The organism is Flavobacterium frigoritolerans (assembly GCF_025847275.1).
Classification (GTDB): Bacteria; Bacteroidota; Bacteroidia; order Flavobacteriales; family Flavobacteriaceae; genus Flavobacterium; species Flavobacterium frigoritolerans.
Map to the genome: position 1 here is coordinate 75,867 of NZ_JAOZEV010000012.1, position 20,395 is coordinate 96,261.

The 20,395-nt window shown below is 31.8% G+C and carries 10 protein-coding genes; 2 read left to right on the forward strand and 8 right to left on the reverse strand.

The genetic code is table 11. The annotated features are described in order from the left end of the window. Nucleotides 1-56: 56 nt before the first annotated feature. From OIU80_RS14835 to OIU80_RS14845, 3 genes are all read right to left on the reverse strand, one after another. Nucleotides 57-1,334, reverse strand: coding sequence for a RagB/SusD family nutrient uptake outer membrane protein (locus tag OIU80_RS14835; RefSeq protein WP_264287770.1), 1,278 nt, complete (start codon nucleotides 1,332-1,334; stop codon nucleotides 57-59). A 15-nt stretch (nucleotides 1,335-1,349) separates the two neighbouring features. Beyond that, entirely contained in the window at nucleotides 1,350-4,415 is a 3,066-nt protein-coding gene (locus OIU80_RS14840) for a SusC/RagA family TonB-linked outer membrane protein (protein WP_264287771.1), read from the reverse strand. A gap of 328 nt (nucleotides 4,416-4,743) precedes the next feature. Then, nucleotides 4,744-6,165, reverse strand: coding sequence for an AcvB/VirJ family lysyl-phosphatidylglycerol hydrolase (locus OIU80_RS14845; protein ID WP_264287772.1), 1,422 nt, complete (start codon nucleotides 6,163-6,165; stop codon nucleotides 4,744-4,746). 269 nt (nucleotides 6,166-6,434) lie between these two features. Here OIU80_RS14845 and OIU80_RS14850 point away from each other — a divergent pair, with 269 nt between their 5' ends. Beyond that, nucleotides 6,435-7,496, forward strand: coding sequence for a helix-turn-helix domain-containing protein (locus tag OIU80_RS14850; protein ID WP_264287773.1), 1,062 nt, complete (start codon nucleotides 6,435-6,437; stop codon nucleotides 7,494-7,496). Nucleotides 7,497-7,812: 316 nt separating this feature from the next. Next, entirely contained in the window at nucleotides 7,813-10,212 is a 2,400-nt protein-coding gene (locus tag OIU80_RS14855; RefSeq protein ID WP_264287774.1) for a TonB-dependent receptor domain-containing protein, read from the forward strand. A 196-nt stretch (nucleotides 10,213-10,408) separates the two neighbouring features. Here the strand turns inward: OIU80_RS14855 and OIU80_RS14860 are convergent, their stop codons facing one another. The 5 genes from OIU80_RS14860 to OIU80_RS14880 all read right to left on the reverse strand — a co-directional run bounded on the left by OIU80_RS14860 (nucleotide 10,409) and on the right by OIU80_RS14880 (nucleotide 20,109). After that, complete coding sequence (locus OIU80_RS14860) at nucleotides 10,409-11,167, reverse strand: LytR/AlgR family response regulator transcription factor (protein WP_264287775.1); 759 nt, start codon at nucleotides 11,165-11,167, stop codon at nucleotides 10,409-10,411. Between the two features lie 60 nt (nucleotides 11,168-11,227). Next, nucleotides 11,228-12,547, reverse strand: a complete 1,320-nt coding sequence (locus OIU80_RS14865; RefSeq protein WP_264287776.1) for a RagB/SusD family nutrient uptake outer membrane protein — start codon at nucleotides 12,545-12,547, stop codon at nucleotides 11,228-11,230. A gap of 10 nt (nucleotides 12,548-12,557) precedes the next feature. After that, nucleotides 12,558-15,896 carry a SusC/RagA family TonB-linked outer membrane protein gene (locus OIU80_RS14870; RefSeq protein WP_264287777.1) on the reverse strand — a complete coding sequence of 1,113 codons (3,339 nt, stop codon included), beginning with the start codon at nucleotides 15,894-15,896 and terminating at the stop codon, nucleotides 12,558-12,560. Nucleotides 15,897-15,921: 25 nt separating this feature from the next. Then, nucleotides 15,922-18,516: a zinc-dependent metalloprotease gene (locus OIU80_RS14875; RefSeq protein WP_264287778.1), complete on the reverse strand. Its 2,595-nt coding sequence runs from the start codon at nucleotides 18,514-18,516 to the stop codon at nucleotides 15,922-15,924. Between the two features lie 105 nt (nucleotides 18,517-18,621). Beyond that, on the reverse strand, nucleotides 18,622-20,109 hold the full coding sequence (locus OIU80_RS14880) for a sensor histidine kinase (protein ID WP_264287779.1): 1,488 nt from the start codon (nucleotides 20,107-20,109) through the stop codon (nucleotides 18,622-18,624). Nucleotides 20,110-20,395: the final 286 nt, after the last annotated feature.

Below are 20,395 nucleotides of genomic sequence, written 5' to 3' on the forward strand. Positions count from 1 at the left end.
GTAAATTTGATATAAAAAAACGGAGATATCAATTGATACCTCCGTCTTAGATGTTCTTATATTGCAGGGTCAGTAGGTGTATTTGAGTTGTTGTTTCTTTCAGAATCGGGATAAGGATACCAATTACGGTTTCTCTCGGCTCCAACAGTTCCGGCAGCGGGGCGTTCAAATCTTCTACTGTCTTCCAATTTTAAACCAGACATATACATTTCGATACAGCGGTTTCTGTAAATTTCGGTTAAAATACTTGTTTTCGTAATCGCTCCAGTATATGGAGCAAGATTGGCACCAATTCCGTAAGCATCAGCAGCGGCTGTTTTGGTCAAAACTTTATTCAACTCAATGATGGCTTGTGGTAAATTTTCCTTTCGGGCATACGATTCTGCTAAAATTAGCATCATTTCTCCGGGTAAATAAACAGGTATTGATTTAACATTAGAATCAAAAAAGCCTGTTGCCGTTGTAGGGTTTGAGCCTGGTTTAATATAAAAATTCAATCTTCCATCAGAATTTGAAGGAGCTAAACTAGCTGGTAATCCAAGAGTTAAATCAACAGGTTGAAATACGTTGTTGGTGGTTATAGAAATATAAGCTATTGGGTTAGGGCTAATTTGATCGAAGGCAAATATCGATTTTGAAGTAAGATCAACCATATTGGCGTATTTGATGGCGTTATCATTGTCTCCAGCCATTAAATAGGTTCTTGCTAAAAGCGCATAAACGGTATTTTTATAGTTAATTCCACTTACTAATTCTGTAAATCCAGTTGCTTTGTCAAGATACGGTTCAGTTGTTTTTAAGATTTTGATAGCCTCGTCTAATACCTCAGTTCTGGAATTAAAGGTTGCATTTTTCCCCGTTATTAAGGGTACACTTTGGAAATACTGCACGAGAGTAGTAAGAGCCATTGCCTTAAAAATAGTGGCATGAACCAAAACACTTGCTTTTTCATTTTCAGAAGTTAAAATAGCTACATGATCAATTACTTTTTGTGATTCAGCTTTAATTATAAGACACTGTGACCATAGATTATTTACAACCAAATTTCTAGTAGAAAGTACTTCGCCTCCAACCGAAAGTTCTCCCTCGTCAACATTTCCTGCATTTAGCAATCGTAGTTCTTTTGTTGTAAATCCGCTACCTGTAATCGTATTGTAAACGGGACTTGTTCTATCGACTGTCCAGAGTAATTGCAATCCGTTTGCAGCACCAATGACACCTCCTCTGGTTTTAAAAACTAATTCTTGGGCTGGTTTGGTTGGATCTAAATAATCTTCGTTACAACTAGTTAAAAGTAGCGCAAGTGTTACTATTGGGATGAATATTTTTTTCATGATGTTTTTTTTAAATTAAAATTGAAATTTTACTGCCAATGAATAGGAACTAGGAATTGGCACTGTTCCAAAATTGTATTTCGCAACTGAAGATTGCCCTCCAGAATTTGTCTCTGGATCAAAACTGGTGAAATTATCCCATGAAATCAGGTTTCTGCCACTTGCAGTAACAGTTAAGTCATCAAAGAACTTATTTATTTTTCCAAAAGAATAATTTAAAGATATTTCTCTTAGTTTAAGATAACTTCCATCAACAACTCTAAATTCTTCTATATTATAAATCGACCAAATATAACCACGTGGTAATTCTCCGTTAAGTTCCTGAGCAACAATTGTTCCTGATCCAACTCCTTGTCTGGTTCTGTAATCTGCATCAAAAACATCAACTCCCTGAACACCATCGAATAATATGGATAGCCCAAATTTTTTGTAATTCAAATTAGCTCCAAACGAAATAATATAATCAGGATTTGGATTTCCAATTTGTTTATTCAAAATAGCTCCTTTCGGCTGTCCTGTAGCTTCATCTCTTTCTGCAACCCCTGTATTTGCATTACCTTTTTCAGTTTGAGGATATCCATCAGGAGTTAACAATAAACTACCATCAGGATTTCTTGCAAAATAAGTACCATAAAAAATACCGATTGGTTTATCCATTTCAACAAAAACAGGAGCTCCGGCTAAATTACTATCTAATTTGAAACGTGTTTGTGGCAATCCTGTTACTTTATTTCTGTTGCTGCTGTAGTTCACAAAGGCATCAAGATGTAAGTTTTCTTTTTTGATAATATCATATTTAAGATTCACTTCAAATCCTCTATTATTCATTTGCCCAATGTTTTTAATAGTATTTGTAGCTCCTTCTGAAGCTGCTAATTGAACTGGTAATAATAAGTCATCAATGTCTGCATTGTAGTAGCTAAATGATAGGTTTAATCGGTCTTTTATAAAACCAAAATCACCTCCAATTTCATAAGTAACACTTTGTTCTGGTTTCAAATCTAAATTTCCTTGTTTGAATCCTTCAATGGTAAAAGTACTGTTCCCTAAAAGCGTTCCTGTAGAATAATTGGTAAAACGTGCGTAAGGTTTGATAGCGGTTAAACTTCCCGATTTTCCCCATGAACCTCTAATTCTAACTGAGCTAACTACATTATGAATGCTTTCCATGAATTTTTCATCTGAAAGGACATAACTAAAACTTGCTTTTGGATAAAATTGGGATCTGTTTTTACTAGAAAAAATAGTTGATGCATCTTGTCTTCCAGCTATTGTTACATATAATTTATCTTTGTAACCAAAGGTTTCCTGTAGATAATACCCCCATAAATTATATTTTGACTGGCTAGAGCTTGGCGACCCCGGAATTAAAGTGTTAAATGCATTTATGGTTTCTATAAATGGTTTTAAATTACGTCCTTCAACTGCCACAAAATTATCACGATAGGTTTGGATATTATATCCTCCATAAGTTGTAGCTTTCCATTTGTCGTTAATATTCCAAACATATTTTAAATTCAAATCATTATTAAATTGTACAACTCTGTTGGTTGCTTCAGAAACATAACCATCATTGTAATAGGCTGGATTAACAATATAAGGATATCTCGGAATATATACGTTTCCTCTTTGGTTATAATTGTCAATACCAAAAATTAAATCGGCATTGAAATTTTTAAAAGGCACATAATTTAATTGTATATCCGAAATAATACGATCTGTATTTTGTTTGATTTTAAAAGTTTCTATAATCGAGAGTGGATTAATTCTGTTAGGATCAACAGCTAATAAGTTGCCATTAGCATCTCTTTGGCTGATGTCATATATATTATTGGTAATATTTATTGAATTAATCGGACTCCAGAAAACATTTCCATCTGGCTTTTCATTTGAACTAGAGCTAATATAATTTAATCCGACTGTAGCAGATAGTTTTGAGTTGAAATCATGTTTCAATCTTACTTTTGCGCCTGTTCTTTTAAAGTCTGTATTTTTTATGATTCCTTCGTTTACCAAATGCCCAAGTGAAGCAAAGTATTTTGTTTTTTCATCTCCACCTTGCATCGAAAAGTAGGTATCAGTTCCAATTCCAGTAGTAAAAATATCATCTTGATAATCATATCGTTGTACGCCAAAAGTTCTTGTCTCAAGATTCCTTCCTAATACACTTACAGTTGTTGGACTTGCTGGATTTCCTTGAATTGGAAATAAAGCAGGAGAAGTACTTACGAACTGTTTGTCGGACATATTCAGGTTTAATTTTTTTCGAATTTGGTTTGATGTTACACTAGTTGAAAAGGTATATCTTGTTTCGCCGGCAACTCCTTTTTTGGTTGTTATTAAAACAACCCCATTAGCTGCTCTTGATCCATAGATTGCAGCGGCAGCTCCTCCATTTAAAACTTCAATACTTTGTATGTCGTTTGGGTTAATATCAGAAGATCTATTTTGACCAATCTGCATATTAGAGTTTCCAGTTGTTACATTTAAGTTTGTTACATTGGTAGTTGCATTGTTTAAAACGACTCCATCAATAACGTATAATGGATCTGATGAACCTAATATAGATGAAGTTCCTCTAAGTTTAATACTGAAGCCTCCTGCAGGATCTCCAGAGTTTTGAGAAACTTGCGCACCCGCAATTTTACCTTGTAAAGCTGTCGAAAGCCCACCAGGCTGAGCTTTTACTAAGTCTTCACCTTTTAAGCTCGTGACTGCGTTACCAAGCTCTTTACGAGTGGCGCGAACTGTAGATCCTAATACAACAACTTCTGATAATGCATTGAGTTCTTCTGTCATTTTTAGATTAATGACGTCTGTGGTTGATGAAATTTTAATTTTTTTAGTTGAAAATCCGATAAAACTAAAAAGTAGCGTTTCATTGTCATTTACTAGAATGCTGAATTTCCCATCTAAATCGGTTACGGTACTCTTAGCTGTTCCTTCAACTAGGACAGATACCCCGGGCAGAGATAAACCGTCAGATTGGCTAGTAACTGTACCAGTCACAGTTTTTGATTGGGCAAAAAGAGTTTGCGCAAACAAAATAATTCCAAATAAAATAAATAATTGTTTTCTCATTTTAAAATATTTGATTAGTTATAAAAAAGAAATGTACGATTTTTTTCTACATAAGATTTATTCATGCAATATTTTTCTTTTGAAATTGCCAATAATGCAAAATAATGCTTAAAATATATCCTTTTGTTACAATTATGTTTGTGAATTTTGGTTTTTGACTCATTTGTGTATAAACACGCACAAACGCGCATTGTGCTTAATTAGCAAACGAAATCTAAAAAAGAGCTTTATAACTTAGTATGTTAGTTGATAATTAAATACGTAAGAGTACCTAATTTGACATAGATTCTTGTTATGGAATGAAATACTTTTTGAAACGATAAGATGTTTAAGGCATAATTTCTTTTGCAACTGTTATAAATGCATCTGTATAATGATGACCTCCGTCGAGATAAATAATTTTAGCCGTTTCTTTTGAAATTTCTTTAATTGGTGAATCATCTTCATCTTTTCCAAAAAAGCAAATAGGATGAATATTACTAATTTTATTAATCTCATTTGGGACAGAAAAACCTGATGATGCATTATCTATATCTAAAAGTTCGGATACGTGAACTTCAAAATCTGTTTCTTTAGATGGTGATAGCAAACCTAATCCTACAATGTTATTTTTTATTTTTTCTGGAATCCGGTTATATACAAATGGAATTATGTCTGCTCCAAATGAATAACCAACTAACAGAATTTTTTCTTTTTTCCATTCTTCGGCATAAGTTTCAATTACTTTAAGTATATCAGTAGTCGTTTCTTCAGGGCTTTTTTTCTGCCAAAAATATTTTAATGCATCAAGACCAATTACTGGCGCCCCTTTTATGGCGAATGCATTTGCCATTTGTTGATCAAAATCTGTCCATCCACCATCCCCTGATATAAATACAACCATGTATGGGCTTACTTTATCTTTGGTAGAAGTAGTGATGTGCAGTGGTAGATTGAGTTTTTTTGTCACATCATCTGGAATGTAAGCCTCTTTTTTTTCTATAATATTATTATAAACTTGCATAAGTTGCGGAAGCCAGTTTTTTTCCTGACCATAACCGTGTCCTACTTTTGGAAGTGATACGATCTGTACATTAGATATATTTTTAAGGAAAGACACCGTTTTTTCATAATTACAGACTTGGTCATTTTGACCTTGTAAGGATATAAAAGGAGTTTTAAGGTTCTCGACTGGTCCTAAATCATATCCTTTAGCATTTTGAAGTTTTGTTGAAGTAAATTTTCCTGAACCAGTACACAAAGGTTTATCTATATTTATGTCTGGACAAAAGCCTAATGCAATTCCAGCCCGGAAGGTATTTTGTGGTGCTTGAGCAACAAGTCCATAAACTAAAGTTGCTCCAGAAGAATACCCCAAAAGGATAGGTACATTATAAGTTTGATATTTTAATTTTTTTTGAACAAATTGACTCATTCGCTCAAAGTCAGCGGCAGGGTAGAGGCATGCGGATTTACTTTTTTTCATATTCTTGAATACCTGACGAATATCGACACCAATGAGCAAAGTGTTTTCATTTTTTAAATGAAGAGCAATACCTTCGATCCCACTATTCCAACCTCCATCGCCCGAAATACAAATAACAACATTGTTGACTGTTTTTGTAGGTTTGTAAAGTGTAAGGTAACCAAAACCATTATAGGCTAGTGTATCTTTTGGTATTGCAAAAATGTCTCCTTGAAAGCACACTATAAATGAGATAATATATAAAACTTGATTAATCCTAATAGTTTTAATTTTTTGTACTATCATATAATTTGGTTTATGGTTACAATCATAAAAGTTTAAGTGATAACTATATAAAGATACTATTTTCTAGAATATAAATTTGATTATGTAAAAACTCAGTTCTAGAACTGGACTTTTTTGCGGACTTTATACAAGGGATTTAACAGTAATAATGAAGTAACTTTTGCTTAATAAGTATTGTGGTATTTTTTTAATAATTTTATTTTCAGTGTACATCAATCTTTTTTTTAGCTTTGTCTGCACAGTGATTATTTATAAAACAAAAATAAATTATGGATACTAGTAAAGAACTCCTATTCTTTTTTAGTGCTTTGGGGGCTTTTAATGGGATTATTCTGGGAATCTATTTCTTCTTTTTTACAAAGAAAAAGTACTTTGGAAATTATTTTTTGGGAGCGCTTTTATTAGCACTAAGTATAAGAATTGCTAAATCTGTATTTATACATTTTGATCCTACTTTACCTAAAACTTACCTCCAAATAGGACTTTCGGCTTGTTTTTTCATAGGACCATTTTTATATTATTTTCTAAAAACTTCGGTTAAGGAAATTCACGCAATGCCCAAATCCTGGAAACTGACACTTATTTTTTGGGGAATTCTCATTATTACTGTAGGGATATTATTTCCGTATAAAAATTATCCAAAACTTTGGAACCATTATTTTGTATATTTTATTTATCTTCAGTGGTTTGTATATATTGTTTTTGCTGGTTTTACGATTAAAGAAGTGCTAAAAAAGATTGTAAGCAGAAAACAAAAAGCAAATCCAGCCGAAATGTGGTTTGGCATGATTTACCTTGGTAACACCTTGCTTTTTATCTTCTATTTTCTGGCATTAATTAATGCTCCATTTGTCTCTTATTTAAGTGGTTCTATAATTTTTTCATTTATTCTGTATTTAATAATTTCTATACTTTTATACCGAAAAAAGACAGACGATTTATTTTTACTTAATTCTCCAAAGTATTCAGGAAAGAAAATTGATTTAGCCGAAGAAACAATTTTATTGCAGAAACTAGAGAATGTAATGATTGAGAAAGAACTATATAAAAACCCAAATCTTACATTACAAGATTTATCTAAAGAAATTACTATTTCCAGTCATCAATTATCTCAATTTTTAAACAATAATCTGGGAAAGAATTTTACCAGTTACGTTAATGAATTTAGAATAAACGAAGCTTGTAAAATCATTACTTCTAATACTAAACTCACCTTAGAATCTATAGGGTATGATGTCGGATTTAATTCTAAATCTACATTCTTTTCAGCATTTAAAAAATATACAGGCACAACACCTTTAAATTATCAGCAACAAGCTTTATTAGCTTAATAAGCTGAATTTAATTTTATTCCTGTAAGTCACGTATCAAGTGTGTAAGGAACTTTAGTTTTACTCAAAACAATCCCAAACTTCTTGATACTGAAGCTTCGTGATAAAAGCTTAAAGAATTATTAATAAATCTAGCAAAGGTGCTTAGTTGCCAAGTTCACATCTCATTTTTTTCGTCTTTGTAGGAAATAATTAGCTACAATCTGAGTGTAGATTTATAAATTCGTACTCCCGATTTCTCTTTAGATTACCTCATACTGCGATTTACGATAGACTTTTGCATAATCAAAAAGTCAAATCTTAATCGTTAAATTTTATGAGAATATTAATCTTAGTTTTCATTTATGTCTATTGTTTACTTATACCTTCTATAACTGTAAAAGCACAATCGATACAATTTCTATCAGGTAAAGTTGTTAATCAGAACAATGAACCCATGATGGGAAACATATCGTTATTGTCCGTTCGTGATTCAACTTTAATTAAACAAAATGATTTTTTAGATGGTGTATTTCAATTATCAGATATCAATCAAAAAGAAGTATTGGTAAAACTTACTTCTGTAGAATTTGCCGACACATTTCAGCGTATTATTTATGATGGAAAAGAAAATATAAATTTGGGTACGATACTCGTTAATGCAAACAACAATCAGCTGAATGAAGTAGTCATAAAAAATCAGACTTCTTTATTAAAACACGGATCTAATGGATCTATTGAGGTGAGTGTAGCTAATACATTGCTTTCCACGAGTAGTTCAGTAAATGAACTATTAGGCAGAGTTCCAAATGTGGTGGTTTCCGAAGGACAAATTAGTGTATTAGGAAAAGGGGAAGCTATTATTTACTTAAACGGAATTTTGATCAGTAACGAACGTTTTGCTGCAATCCCAGTTTCGCAAATTGCAAAGATTGAAGTTATTTCTAATCCGTCAGCTAAGTATGATGCCGAAGGAAAAGCGGTAATTAATATCATTACTAAGAGAAATATTGAAAGTGGAATCATGGGAACGGCAAGCCAACAAATTACTGTTTCAGAATTTGCAGGAACAAGTACAAATACCTTGTTTGATTTTAATTATAATAAAGGGAAATTTTCTGTTATAGGTAATTATGGATTGCAATTAGGAAAAAGCAGAGAACTGCTATATACAACCAGAACAAGACCTAATCCTACTGAATTTATGAAATCAGAACTCACCACTGATTGGAGGCGTAAATTTGATAACTTTTCTAATTTTGGATTTGGACTGCAATATACTTTTTCTGAATCGAATTATGTTTCGTTTGAGTATAGCGGTAATGTTGATGATTTGGGTGGAGTAGTGGAGAATAGAAATTCGATTCTAACCAATACCAGCGATAGTTTTTATACTACAGATGTTGACAGAAACGATGTTAGGCTCAATCAGTTTGTAAATTTAAATTATAATTCTATTACAGATTCCAAGGGTTCATCGCTGTTTATCGGAATGCAATTTTCTAATTACAATGGTTTTACAAGAGATTTTATAGATGAAAATGGCTTGGTTAATAGCTTTACTACGGAGCGCTATTTAAAGAATAATGCCGATAATGCGATCAATATTATAAACACTCAGGCAGATTACACCAAAAAAATAAGCGAAAATACAAAGTTAGAAACTGGTGCAAAATTAAGTTATGCAACCATCAAAACAAGTTCAGATTTTTTGATAGCTGATGACAAAGAATCTGAATTTGAGCTTAATGAAGCTCTTTCGAGTGATTTTAAATATAAAGAAAAAATAGGTGCTGTATATATTAATTACAGTAGTATTCTGGGTGAAAAGCTAAATTTTTCTTTGGGCGCTCGAGGCGAATGGACCAGTTATGAGTTAAATACAACTGCAAATGGGAATCAGAAATTTAATAAAAGTTACACCGACATTTTCCCTAATGTATTATTGAATATGCCTGTTTCTGATGAATTTAAATTGCACGCTTCTTATGTGTCAAGAATTACACGACCAAGATATCAGGCGCTTAATCCGTATGTAATTTACCAAGATCCATTTACAACCATTGAAGGAAATCCTAATCTTAGACCAGAAAAAGTTTATGCTTTTGAAATAGGAGCATTGTATAAAAAATATGATTTTAAAATAGGATATACCTATAAAGTCGATCCTATTTCTGGAGCAGCTTTGCGTGGAGTTAATCCTAATAGTTATATTTTGAGATCAATAAATTTGGATAAAGAAAATAATTATTTTGCTTCAGTTTCTAGATCACTTTCAACCAAATGGTGGAGTTCGACCAATATAATAAGTATGAGTTACACCAAATCGGTAGATAATACCTATTCATTTGTAATGGGAGCAACAAAACCTCAAATTTATCTTTATACAAATAATACATTTACAATCCCCGATGTATTCAAAATTCAATTACTTGCTTGGTATTTAGGTAATAAAAGTTATGGATTGCGAGATGAAAATAGTCGCTCGACAGTGACATTGGGCATCGAAAGAAGTTTTTTAAATAATGCTTTGAAATTAAATTTTAGTGCCAATGATATTTTTCATCGATTTAATGCTTCTGGAAATTACACAGTAGGACAAACCGAGATTTATTATCACAGAACTTATACTACCAATTACTTTAAACTTATTGCAACGTATAGTTTTGGGAATTCTAAAAAAACAGATTATAAGAAAAAAGAATTAGAGCAAACTGAAAATAGCAGAGCAAGGTAAAGTTTTTAATCTATGGAGAAAAATTAACCGCAAAGAGAACAAAGGTTTGGAATCTTTTTAACCTGTAGCAAAAAACTAACCGCAAAGAGAACAAAGGTTTGGAATCTTTTTAATCTGTGGCATAAAAAAGACTCAAACATAAGTACACAGTCTTAGAACCTTAGTCCCTCAGAATCTTAGTAACTTTTAAAAAAAACTATGAATCAAGCCAATTTTTGAAATTATTAATTTCTTTTTTACTCAAAATAATTGGATCTGTATCAGGAATAGCAATGTTTAATAATAACTCTATTTTCTGGCTCGAATGTTTAACGATTTCCTGAATATGATTTCGGTTTAAAATATATTTTCGATTTACTTTGAAGAAAAGGGCAGGGTCTAATTTATTGATAAGCTCTTTAAGATTGCTATTGTAAAAATAGCTATTACCATAGTTTGTATAAATAAAAAGATGTTTTCCTGTAGCGTAAAAATAAGAGATCGTTTGATCGTTTATAGAAATCAGCTTATCTCTGTGATTTACTAAAAAATGATGTTGAACGTTGGTTTGGTTTTCAAGAGCAACAAGCGATTCAACTATTGGATTAGGATTAAAAGTTTCTTTTATGTTTTTATATTTTGATAAAGCTTCATGTAATTCTTGTTCTTCGTAGGGCTTAAGAAGATAATCAATTGTAAAATGTTTGAAGACTTTTACTGCATAAGAATCATAAGCAGTAATAAAAATTACAGGGCATGAAATAATTGCTTTCTCAAATATATCCAGGCTTTTGCCATCACCAAGATGGATATCCATAAAGGCAAGATCAACAGTGTTTTCTTTGAAAAAAGCAACTGCATCTTTTACTGATTTTATCAAAGTAATTTCACTTATGGTAATAATACTTTGCTGTTCCAGAATAGATTTTAGATAACTTGAAGCCAGATGTTCGTCTTCAATAATAACTATTTTCATTTCTCCTTTTTTTTTGCAAAGGTAAAAAAAAAGCTCCGTTAAAAAACGGAGCTAGTTAATTTACAATTCTGGATTGTTTAATCTTGCATCTAGTGGGAAAGGTAATGTGTACCTCGGATCATTTTGGATCAAAGTATAAGTCTTTCCACTCAATGTATGCTCAATTTGTTTTTGAGTAGTTCTTCTTAAATCAAACCAACGTTGTCCTTCAATAGCAAACTCACGTTGTCTTTCTTGATATATAAAGTCAAGAAGTTCTGTTTGGTTCATAGCACTAATCTTTGTGCTCAATTGAGCGAAACCTGTGGTATTATAGCGGGTTTTAATAAAAATCAATGTAGTTGTTCTTGCTGTGGCAAGATCATTTAATTGTGCGGAAGCTTCTGCTTTAGTCAAATACAATTCAGAAGTTCTAAACGTGTTTTTTTGATATATTTCGCCACCTTTTAAAAATATAAACCCATTTCCACTTGCTTTATAGTACACTTTAAAACGCAAATCATTTGCTTTGTCATATGTATTTATTAGGCTTGGAGCTGGATAAGCAGATCTTTTTAATTTGTTTTCAAATGTGTTTTCAAGAGCCATTATTGATTCTTTAGTATCATAATTGTTTGGCAAAATAGGAGTACTATTTAAATCAACTAATGAGTTATTAATAGCCAATCCTTTGTCTGCTGCTTGTAAAGCTAGAGCCCATTGTTTTTGATATAAGTAAACACGAGACTCCATTGCGTATAATGCAGCTTTAGAAAAACGATAGTTTAGTCCTGTAGCTTGGGTGTCTTTATTTAGTAGTTTTTTAGCTGCTTCTTTATCCGAAATAATTTGTCCGTAAATAATCGCTACGCTTTCTGGTTTAAAGACTTGTTCTAAATCTATCTCTAATGCCAATGGAACACCTCTCTCAGAATTTGCCGTCGTTGCATCATATTGTTTCGCAAATAGATTAACTAAGTCAAAGTAAGCAAATGCTCTTAGTGCATAAGCCTCACCAATCAATTGATCTTTCTCAGCCGAAGCTTCAAGTTTGTTGTTAGCTTCGTTAATAATTACATTGGTATAAAAAATGCAATTGTATAATGCAGCATATGGAAATTTTGTAGCAATCTGATCCGGATTAGCATCATTCCAGATATAGTTATCTTTATAGAATGCATAATCATTACTTTCTTCTTCAAGAATCATTTCATCTGTTCTTAAAGTAGTAAGTGATTTATGTAAAGGAAATACAGCATATCCTCTAGTAAGAACAGCTCTAAAATCAGTAAGTGTTTCAGGAATTACTTTGCCTACAGGCTTTACGTCAAGGTAATCATCACAGCTTGTAGCTACTATAGCAGCGACAAAAAGGAATAGGTATTTTGATATATTTTTCATCTTAAATTAATTAAAAAGTTATGTTACATCCTAATGTTAATGATTTAGGAATAGGCTGAGCGTAGATATTTCCATAAGACTCAGGATCAAAATATCCTTTGTAATCAGAGCTAATTACAAATAAGTTTCTTCCTTCAATACTGAATCTGAGGCTATCAAAAAACATTTTTTCTACTGCTTTTTTAGGCAAAGTATATCCAAAACGTAAACTACTTAATCTCATATAACTCATTTCATGTACCCAAGTGTCTAAGTATTTATTGGTATTTATTGGATTTGCTCCAGCATACCATTTGTAAGCCATCCAAGAGTCGCCTGTACCAGAATCTTTTCCTACAATTCCTGGTAAGTTTGATCCTGTATTAGTAGGTGACCATGCATTAAGAATATCTGTAGTAAAGTTTTGTCCACGATCTACCATTGCACCATTGTACGGAGGTGTTTCCACAACTGTTTGCTTAATATTAAAAGTGGTAGCAACTGTAATATCAAAATCATGAATTTTGAAAGTATTGGTTAAACCACCAGTAAACTTAGGGTCTAAATCTCCAGCATAAGTAAATAAATCTCTTATCTCTTTAGTATTGAGTTTTGATTGTGTGAATTCTCCAGGTATAATATCAGCTAAAGCATCGTATAATTGAAAGAAGGTTTGGGTATCAACTGTTTCTCCTTTTTTATTTACAAACAATGGATATCCATTTTCGTCAACTCCATTTGTTTTTAAAGCAAATACCGCTCTTACAGGGTATCCTTCTAGTGATGGAGTAAGTTCATTTTCTCTTATTTGCACACGATCAACATGGCTCTTATTGTGTGAGAAATTAATATTAGTTGTCCATTTAAAATTTGGACGATCAATATTTTTTGTTGCTAATGCAATCTCAAATCCTTTATTAGATACTTGTGCCCAGTTTAAGGTAGTGAACTCAAATCCGTTTTCAACAGCAAGTGATTGAACACCAATTAAATCGCTACTTTTTCTTCCATACATATCAGTAACGATACTAATACGGTTATTGAATAAACCTAAGTCCATACCAAAGTTGGTGTTTTCTGTTTTTTCCCATCTTAGTTTATCATTTGGAGGACTTAATATAGTAATAGTAGGTTCGGATTGTCCTGGTAAAAGACTTACATTACCGTATTCTCCCACTACAAATGGTGAAGTTCCTTTGTCTATGTTCCCTTGTAATCCATAAGAAGCACGCAATCTTAAGTTAGATACTGTTTCGTTGCCTTTTAAGAAATCTTCTTCAGATACTAACCAAGAAGCAGAAGCTGCCCAAAGTGGCAAGTATTTGTATTTTGGATCTACACCAAATAAATCAGAACCATCATAACGTACACTACCGAAGAAAGTATATTTTCTATCATAGGTGTAAGATGCTGTTGCGAAAAACGATGCAAATGCATTTTCATTCTCAGACTTTTTGTAGGCTCTATAAGCAGCATCATCTGCAAGATCGGCGCTTGGGAAAATGATTTGAATTGAAGTTAATGTTTTTGGATCGTAACCAAATGCTTTGGTTGCAATACTAGTATTGTAATTTCTTCTCAATTCACTTCCTGCCATTACTTCCAACTCATGTTTCTCATTGATAACAGTTGAATAGTTTAACATCGTTTTCCAGTTGTATTGGAAAAAATCGGTATTGTTATTTTGAATTATTCCACCTTCTGGAAGAAAATAACTTGGCTTACCATTATTAAATCTACGTGTTTTTTCTCTTTCTTTTCTTGTAAAATAAGTGTCTTTACCCGCATATTTTTCACTTGAAGTATTGTCAAATTGTAAACCAATTTGGGTACTTGCCTTTAAGCCTTTTGTAATTCTGTAATCGATATCAAGAATAGCTTTAATCGCTCTGTTTTTTAATTCGTAAGAGGAGTTTTCTCTTTCTTCTATAAAGTTAAAAGGGATGTAAGTATCAGAATAACCGCTAATATCTTTATCATAGTTATAACTTCCATCAGGATTAAAAGGAGTTAAATAAGGGTTTACTGTTCTTGAATAATTTGATGGATTTGTAAAACCATCTGTATCTGTTATGTATGATTTTGTTTTACTTTCAGAACCAAATAATCCAATACCAATATTTAATTTATCAGTAACTTCAAAGTTGTTTTTTAAAGTAATGTTATATCTATCGTAACCAGTTCCTATTGTAGCACCTTCTTCATTATAAGCCCCTAAAGAGAAGTAATAATCAGATTTTTCACCACCACCAGAAAAACTCAAGCCATATTGCGTATTTATAGCTGTTTGGTATAATAAATTACCCCAATTAGTATTGTTGTTTCTTAAATTATTAATAGAATTTTGTGTGTCTGATGACAATGCCGAAAAACCTCCCGTTCTATAAGCCCCTAATTCATTAGACTGATTTAGTATACGAGAAATTTCACCGCCACCGTCTCTATAAGTTAAGTCAGATCGACTAGCTAATCCTAATTCTAGATCTACTTTTTGAGAAGCATTTAAAAGATTTAATTTTGAAAAGTCAGGTTTTTGAGTAACAAAAGTATTAGCAGTAAAGTTTACTTTCATGCTTCCTTTTTTACCTTTTTTGGTAGTAACAACAATTACTCCATTTGCAGCTCTAGCTCCATAAATTGCAGTAGCAGCGGCATCTTTTAAGATTGTAATATCCTTGATATCGTCAGGGTTTAATCCTGCAATAGAAAAGTTATTTAATTCATCGATATTATCTTTGTCAAAGTTCTTAGGAACATCATTGCTCTCTAATGGTAAACCATCTAATACCCATAATGGATCTTGTGAACCTGATAGCGATGCAGTACCACGAACTCTAATTTTTGCAATAGCACCCGGAGCTCCTGTTGTTTGAGTAACGGCAACACCTGCAACTTGACCGATTAACAGTTGATCTAAACTTGCTACACCCGCTTGTTGAATGTCGGCCATATTAACTTTGGCTACAGCCGAAGTCAATTTTCTTTTTTCAATTTTTTGGTACCCCGTTACAACAACTTCTTTAAGTTCGCTAAGATCTGCTTTTAAAGAAATGCTATAGCTATTTTGAGATGTAATGTTGATAGTGTACGATTGGTACCCCATGTAGGTTACACGTATACTAGTTGTACTCTTGTCTATTTTCAATTCGAAATTACCATCAAAATCAGTAACAGTTCCAATACTAGCGCTTTCTATAACACCTTTTTGGTTTGTACTGTTAGATACTGAGCTATTTTCAACATAAACTGTTGCCCCAGGTATAGGCAGTTTGTCTTGGTAATCAATTACCTTTCCTGTAATCGTTCGAGTTTCTTGAGCATACCCGACAACTGTCAGGAATAGGCTCAAGATGTAAATTAATTTTTTCATTTCTGGTTTAATTAGGATAAAAGTTTTATAATGTGGTATTTAAAGCTCTTTCTATTCGTTGAATCAAATCAAAATAATGGTTTTGTGTTTCTTGATTTCCAATATTTTTCTTAGTTCTCAATAATTGTAATACTTGTTTTAATTCTCCTTTTTTATCAGATGTAACTTCTGAAACTCTTTTAAGAGATGATTGATTGATATTACGTGCCATTCTTGATTCCTCTAGTTGATTACATAAATGAGGAATGTTTAGATTTTCTTGTATTTCAATAATTTTTTTTCCGTCTGTTTTTTCAAAAAGCTTGTTTGTAGAAACGATAAGCACATCGATATAATTCTTTTGTGTCATGCGCTCCATAATTGTTAATGACTTATTTTGAATTGTAGAAGCAAAAATATTTTGACGCATTGTTCTAAATAATTGTGTTACTGTAAACACATTTTCTTTAGTTCCATTACGTTGGTATAATTCATTTTCGGTCATTCTTAGTAAACGATCATCACTAAGCATGCTATATAAAATACTGTATTGTAATTCTCTCGCTAGGGTATAAGGTGTATATTCATAAGGTCCAACTGGAGAATCTTTTAATGCATTTGTTTTATCTAATATTGGATTAAAAAACAACCATTCTGGAATAGTGATACTATTTTTTAATAAATAGGCTACAGCTCTTTTTTGGATTTCGGCAGGAACAGCTACATAACTTGCTTTATTATCACCATGTACTGTAGTGTTAAGATAAATACCTCCAAGATTACTTAATACATGTCTGTTATAAAGTTGCCATTGACCAATAGTACCGATATAAAGTTTACCAGTTTCGTAATACGATTCGTCTTTATCATAAGTCCAATCAAGGATATTATTTACAACACGTTTTAAGTTTTTAAGCCCGTATTCACTAGCTTTCATTGCATCATTACCTAAATCTTCAGATTGAGAACGTGGATCAATTATTTCATCTTGTTGCTCTCCATAAAAATAAATTGGATCATCTTTATGTTTTGAAATTAAGCTATTTAAAGCTGTATGCTCTTCTTTTTCGTCACCATACCATCTGTATCCCCATTCGATAGCATATTTATCATATTGTCCAATTTTTGGTGTGATAGCCTCTACATGATCTTCTGGTTGAGCAATATAATTGTAACGGGCATAATCCATGATTGATGGAGCAGTTCCACCCATTTTTGCTGTAAAATCTTTAGAACGAAGAGATTCAACATCATAAGCAAATGAAGAACCCATATTGTGTTTTAAACCAAAAGTATGTCCTACTTCATGAGAAGACACAAATCGGATAGCCTCTCCCATATGTTCGTCGCTAAATTTATTTCCTCTTGCTTTAGGATCAATTACACCAGTTTGAATACGCATCCAGCTGTGTAAAGATGTCATAACGTTATGCCACCATATAATATCTGATTCGATTATTTCACCACTTCTAGGGTCAACAACTGCAGGTCCCATAGCATTCGATTTAGGAGAAGCTACATAAGTAATTACTGAGTAACGTACATCATCTATATCAAAGTCAGTATCTTCTTCAGTAGGCTCTTTTGCAATAACAGCATTTTTAAATCCAGCTTTTTCAAAAGCTACTTGCCAGTCACGAACTCCTTCTATAATATAAGAGCGCCATTGTTTAGGTGTAGATGGATCAATATAATAAACGATAGGCTTTTTTGGTTCTACCAATTCTCCTCTACGGTATTTTTCGATATCTTCTTTTTTAGGTTCTAATCTCCAACGTGTGATTAGTTCTTTTTCACGCATAGCATGTTGCTCGTCGCTAAAATACCAGTGCTTTTCGGTAAAATAGCCAATACGTTTATCTGAGAAACGAGGTTGCATAGGCACCTTGTCTAATAAAATGATATTACTAGTAACACCAAGTGTAACTGATAGGGCAGGGCCACCTTCGCTCACGGATGTTGTAAGCTGCGATTTAACTACTATATTTTTAGGAAACGATTTTGCAAACTCTATATAAGATAGTTCCGATTTTACAGAACCTCCAAAACCAATGTTACTTAAAACATCATTGAAGCTTTTTTGTTTTCCGTCAAAAACTTTATTCACCTTAATTACAACCGAAGTTGAATCATTATTTTTTGTCTCGATGTCAAAAACCTCTATAATAGATTCTGAAAAATTATTATTTACAGAAGCTGTTATTGCATCTCCTTTTGGAGAAGAAACACTAGGAACCGATGATTTTACCCATACTTTTTTGGCAACTAAATCTTTATGGAAAGTGATGATTTTATTCTCATAATTCATCCCTTTGTTTAGTCCAGCCTCATTAACTTGCATTGGGACATTTGAAATTTTATTAACCACAAGAAATTCTCTTTGAAAAAGAGAATCATTTATTTCAAGATAAAGATCTGTTTTAACTTGTATTATATTAAATAATCCTTTTTTAACAGTACCGTCTTTTATAAGATCATTATATTTTTTTCCCTTTTTGTTGCTTGTAGAATCTTTAACTTGTTCCGTTTTGTCTTTTCTACTTTTTTTGTCTTTTTTCTGCGCAATAATTGTACTACTATTAATCAATAATAGAAGTATTAATGTGTTTTTTAATTTTTTCAATAATGCCTTTTCCCTCATTTGAAGTTAAGTTTAGGTTAATTTTTCGCCTAAAATATTGTATCCGTTACGTTAAAAAAAACAAAAACGGAGTGAGTGGCTTTTTTTCGGGAGTGAATGCTTTTTTTATTCAATTAAGGGTAAAATACAGACAAAAAATTCATCAGTTTTAAATGCTTCAAAATCAGTTTTAGAATAGTAGTTATAAATACTCTTTAAGTACTTATGACCAAATTTTGATTCCTTTCCGAAGTTTTGCTTTTCGTTTAAATTATTAGTAATAACTACCTTATTTTTTTGAATTATAATTGTAATTTTTAACGGATTTTCATCAGATGCGATATTGTGTTTTATAGCGTTTTCTATCGCAATCTGGAAGGCTAAATAAGGAACTTTCTTAGATAAAGCACTATTATCTTCTACCGTAATTTTAAAATCGAATTCCTCTTTAAATCGGGTTTGTTGTAAAAAAATGTATTTTTCTATAAAAAGGAGTTCCTCTTTAAGTGTTACAATATTTTGCTCAGGTGGATTAATTAAATACCGATAAATTTTAGAAAGATTTAAAGTAAACTTGCGTGCTACACCAGTGTTACTTTCGATAAGCATATAAAGTGAATTCAGGGAATTGAATAAAAAATGAGGATTTATCTGCTCCTTTAATTGATGCAATTGTATCAATGCTTTTTCTTTCTTTATCTTTTCATTTTCTAAACTTAATTTATTCTTTTCTTGTGCTAAGTCTTCTTTTTCCTGAAAACTTTTGCGTGTAAAAATGGCAAACAAATAAAAGAACACGAGTAAGATTGCTGTCGTTATAAAGTAAATTAATGACGCATATTTTTTAATATCATCTACATCTTCGTTTGATATATTCTCTGGAAAATTGACACATACGTACCAGTTAGTACCATTTACATTTAGCCGCTGTGTGTACCTAACGATATCTAATTTTAAATATTCTGAAAGAGCTATTCTTTTAGAAAAGCCCTTTTTGGTAACAAATATTGTATCTGTCGGAACGATATTTGTTATTTTAAAAACATTCTGTTTTATAAATTTAATTTCGGGATGATAAAGTATAGTTCCTTCTTTATCAAATACAAAAGCATAATTTTCAGCCAATTGATCTACAGTAGAAAAATATAATCGTAATGCTTTTAAATCAATATCATAACCATAGCGTACTACTTCGCCATTTTTAGTTTTAGACTTAAAATAAATGCGCCAAAAGATATTTTTACCATCTTTAATAATAGTGTTGAGCCTGTCTTTATCGCCATTCTTGGCAATAAAATCGTTTATACCTGCTGTAAAATGAGCTTTATCATTAGACGTTCTTAATTCTATTTTGCCACTATTTATCTGGAACCAATTGTTTTTAACAAGATTTTGATTGGCATGTATAGTACTTAAAACTCTTAAATTATCCGATAGGTTATCAGGAGTACTAATTTCAATAATCTGAGTTATTTCTTTTTCAACTTCTAGAAAACGAGAAAATTCGAGTGCTAAAACTTCCTTTTTTTTGAAAAAACTGCGCAGTGAATTAGTCGAATTTGATTTTTCGGATATTTGCGTTATTAAGCCGCTTAATATGTAAATAGAAAACATGGTAAGGGACACAAAAACAATCCCTAAAATAAAGAAGTTACGCCCGGAAAGGCTGTTTTTAAAAGTAAATTTCAATCTTATTTCTTAAAAATAAGGAATAGTAAAGTCCTTATTGTAATGTGGTATTATTTGTTTTGAGGCAACAAATGTAGTACTTTATTTTGAGAAATAAATGTTAATTTACTTATAATGAATAGGTAAGAATAATAACTTCAGAAAATATCTTATAAAATAAATTGGATTGGTTAATTTGAACTATTCATTTTTGTAACTCAAATCGATCATA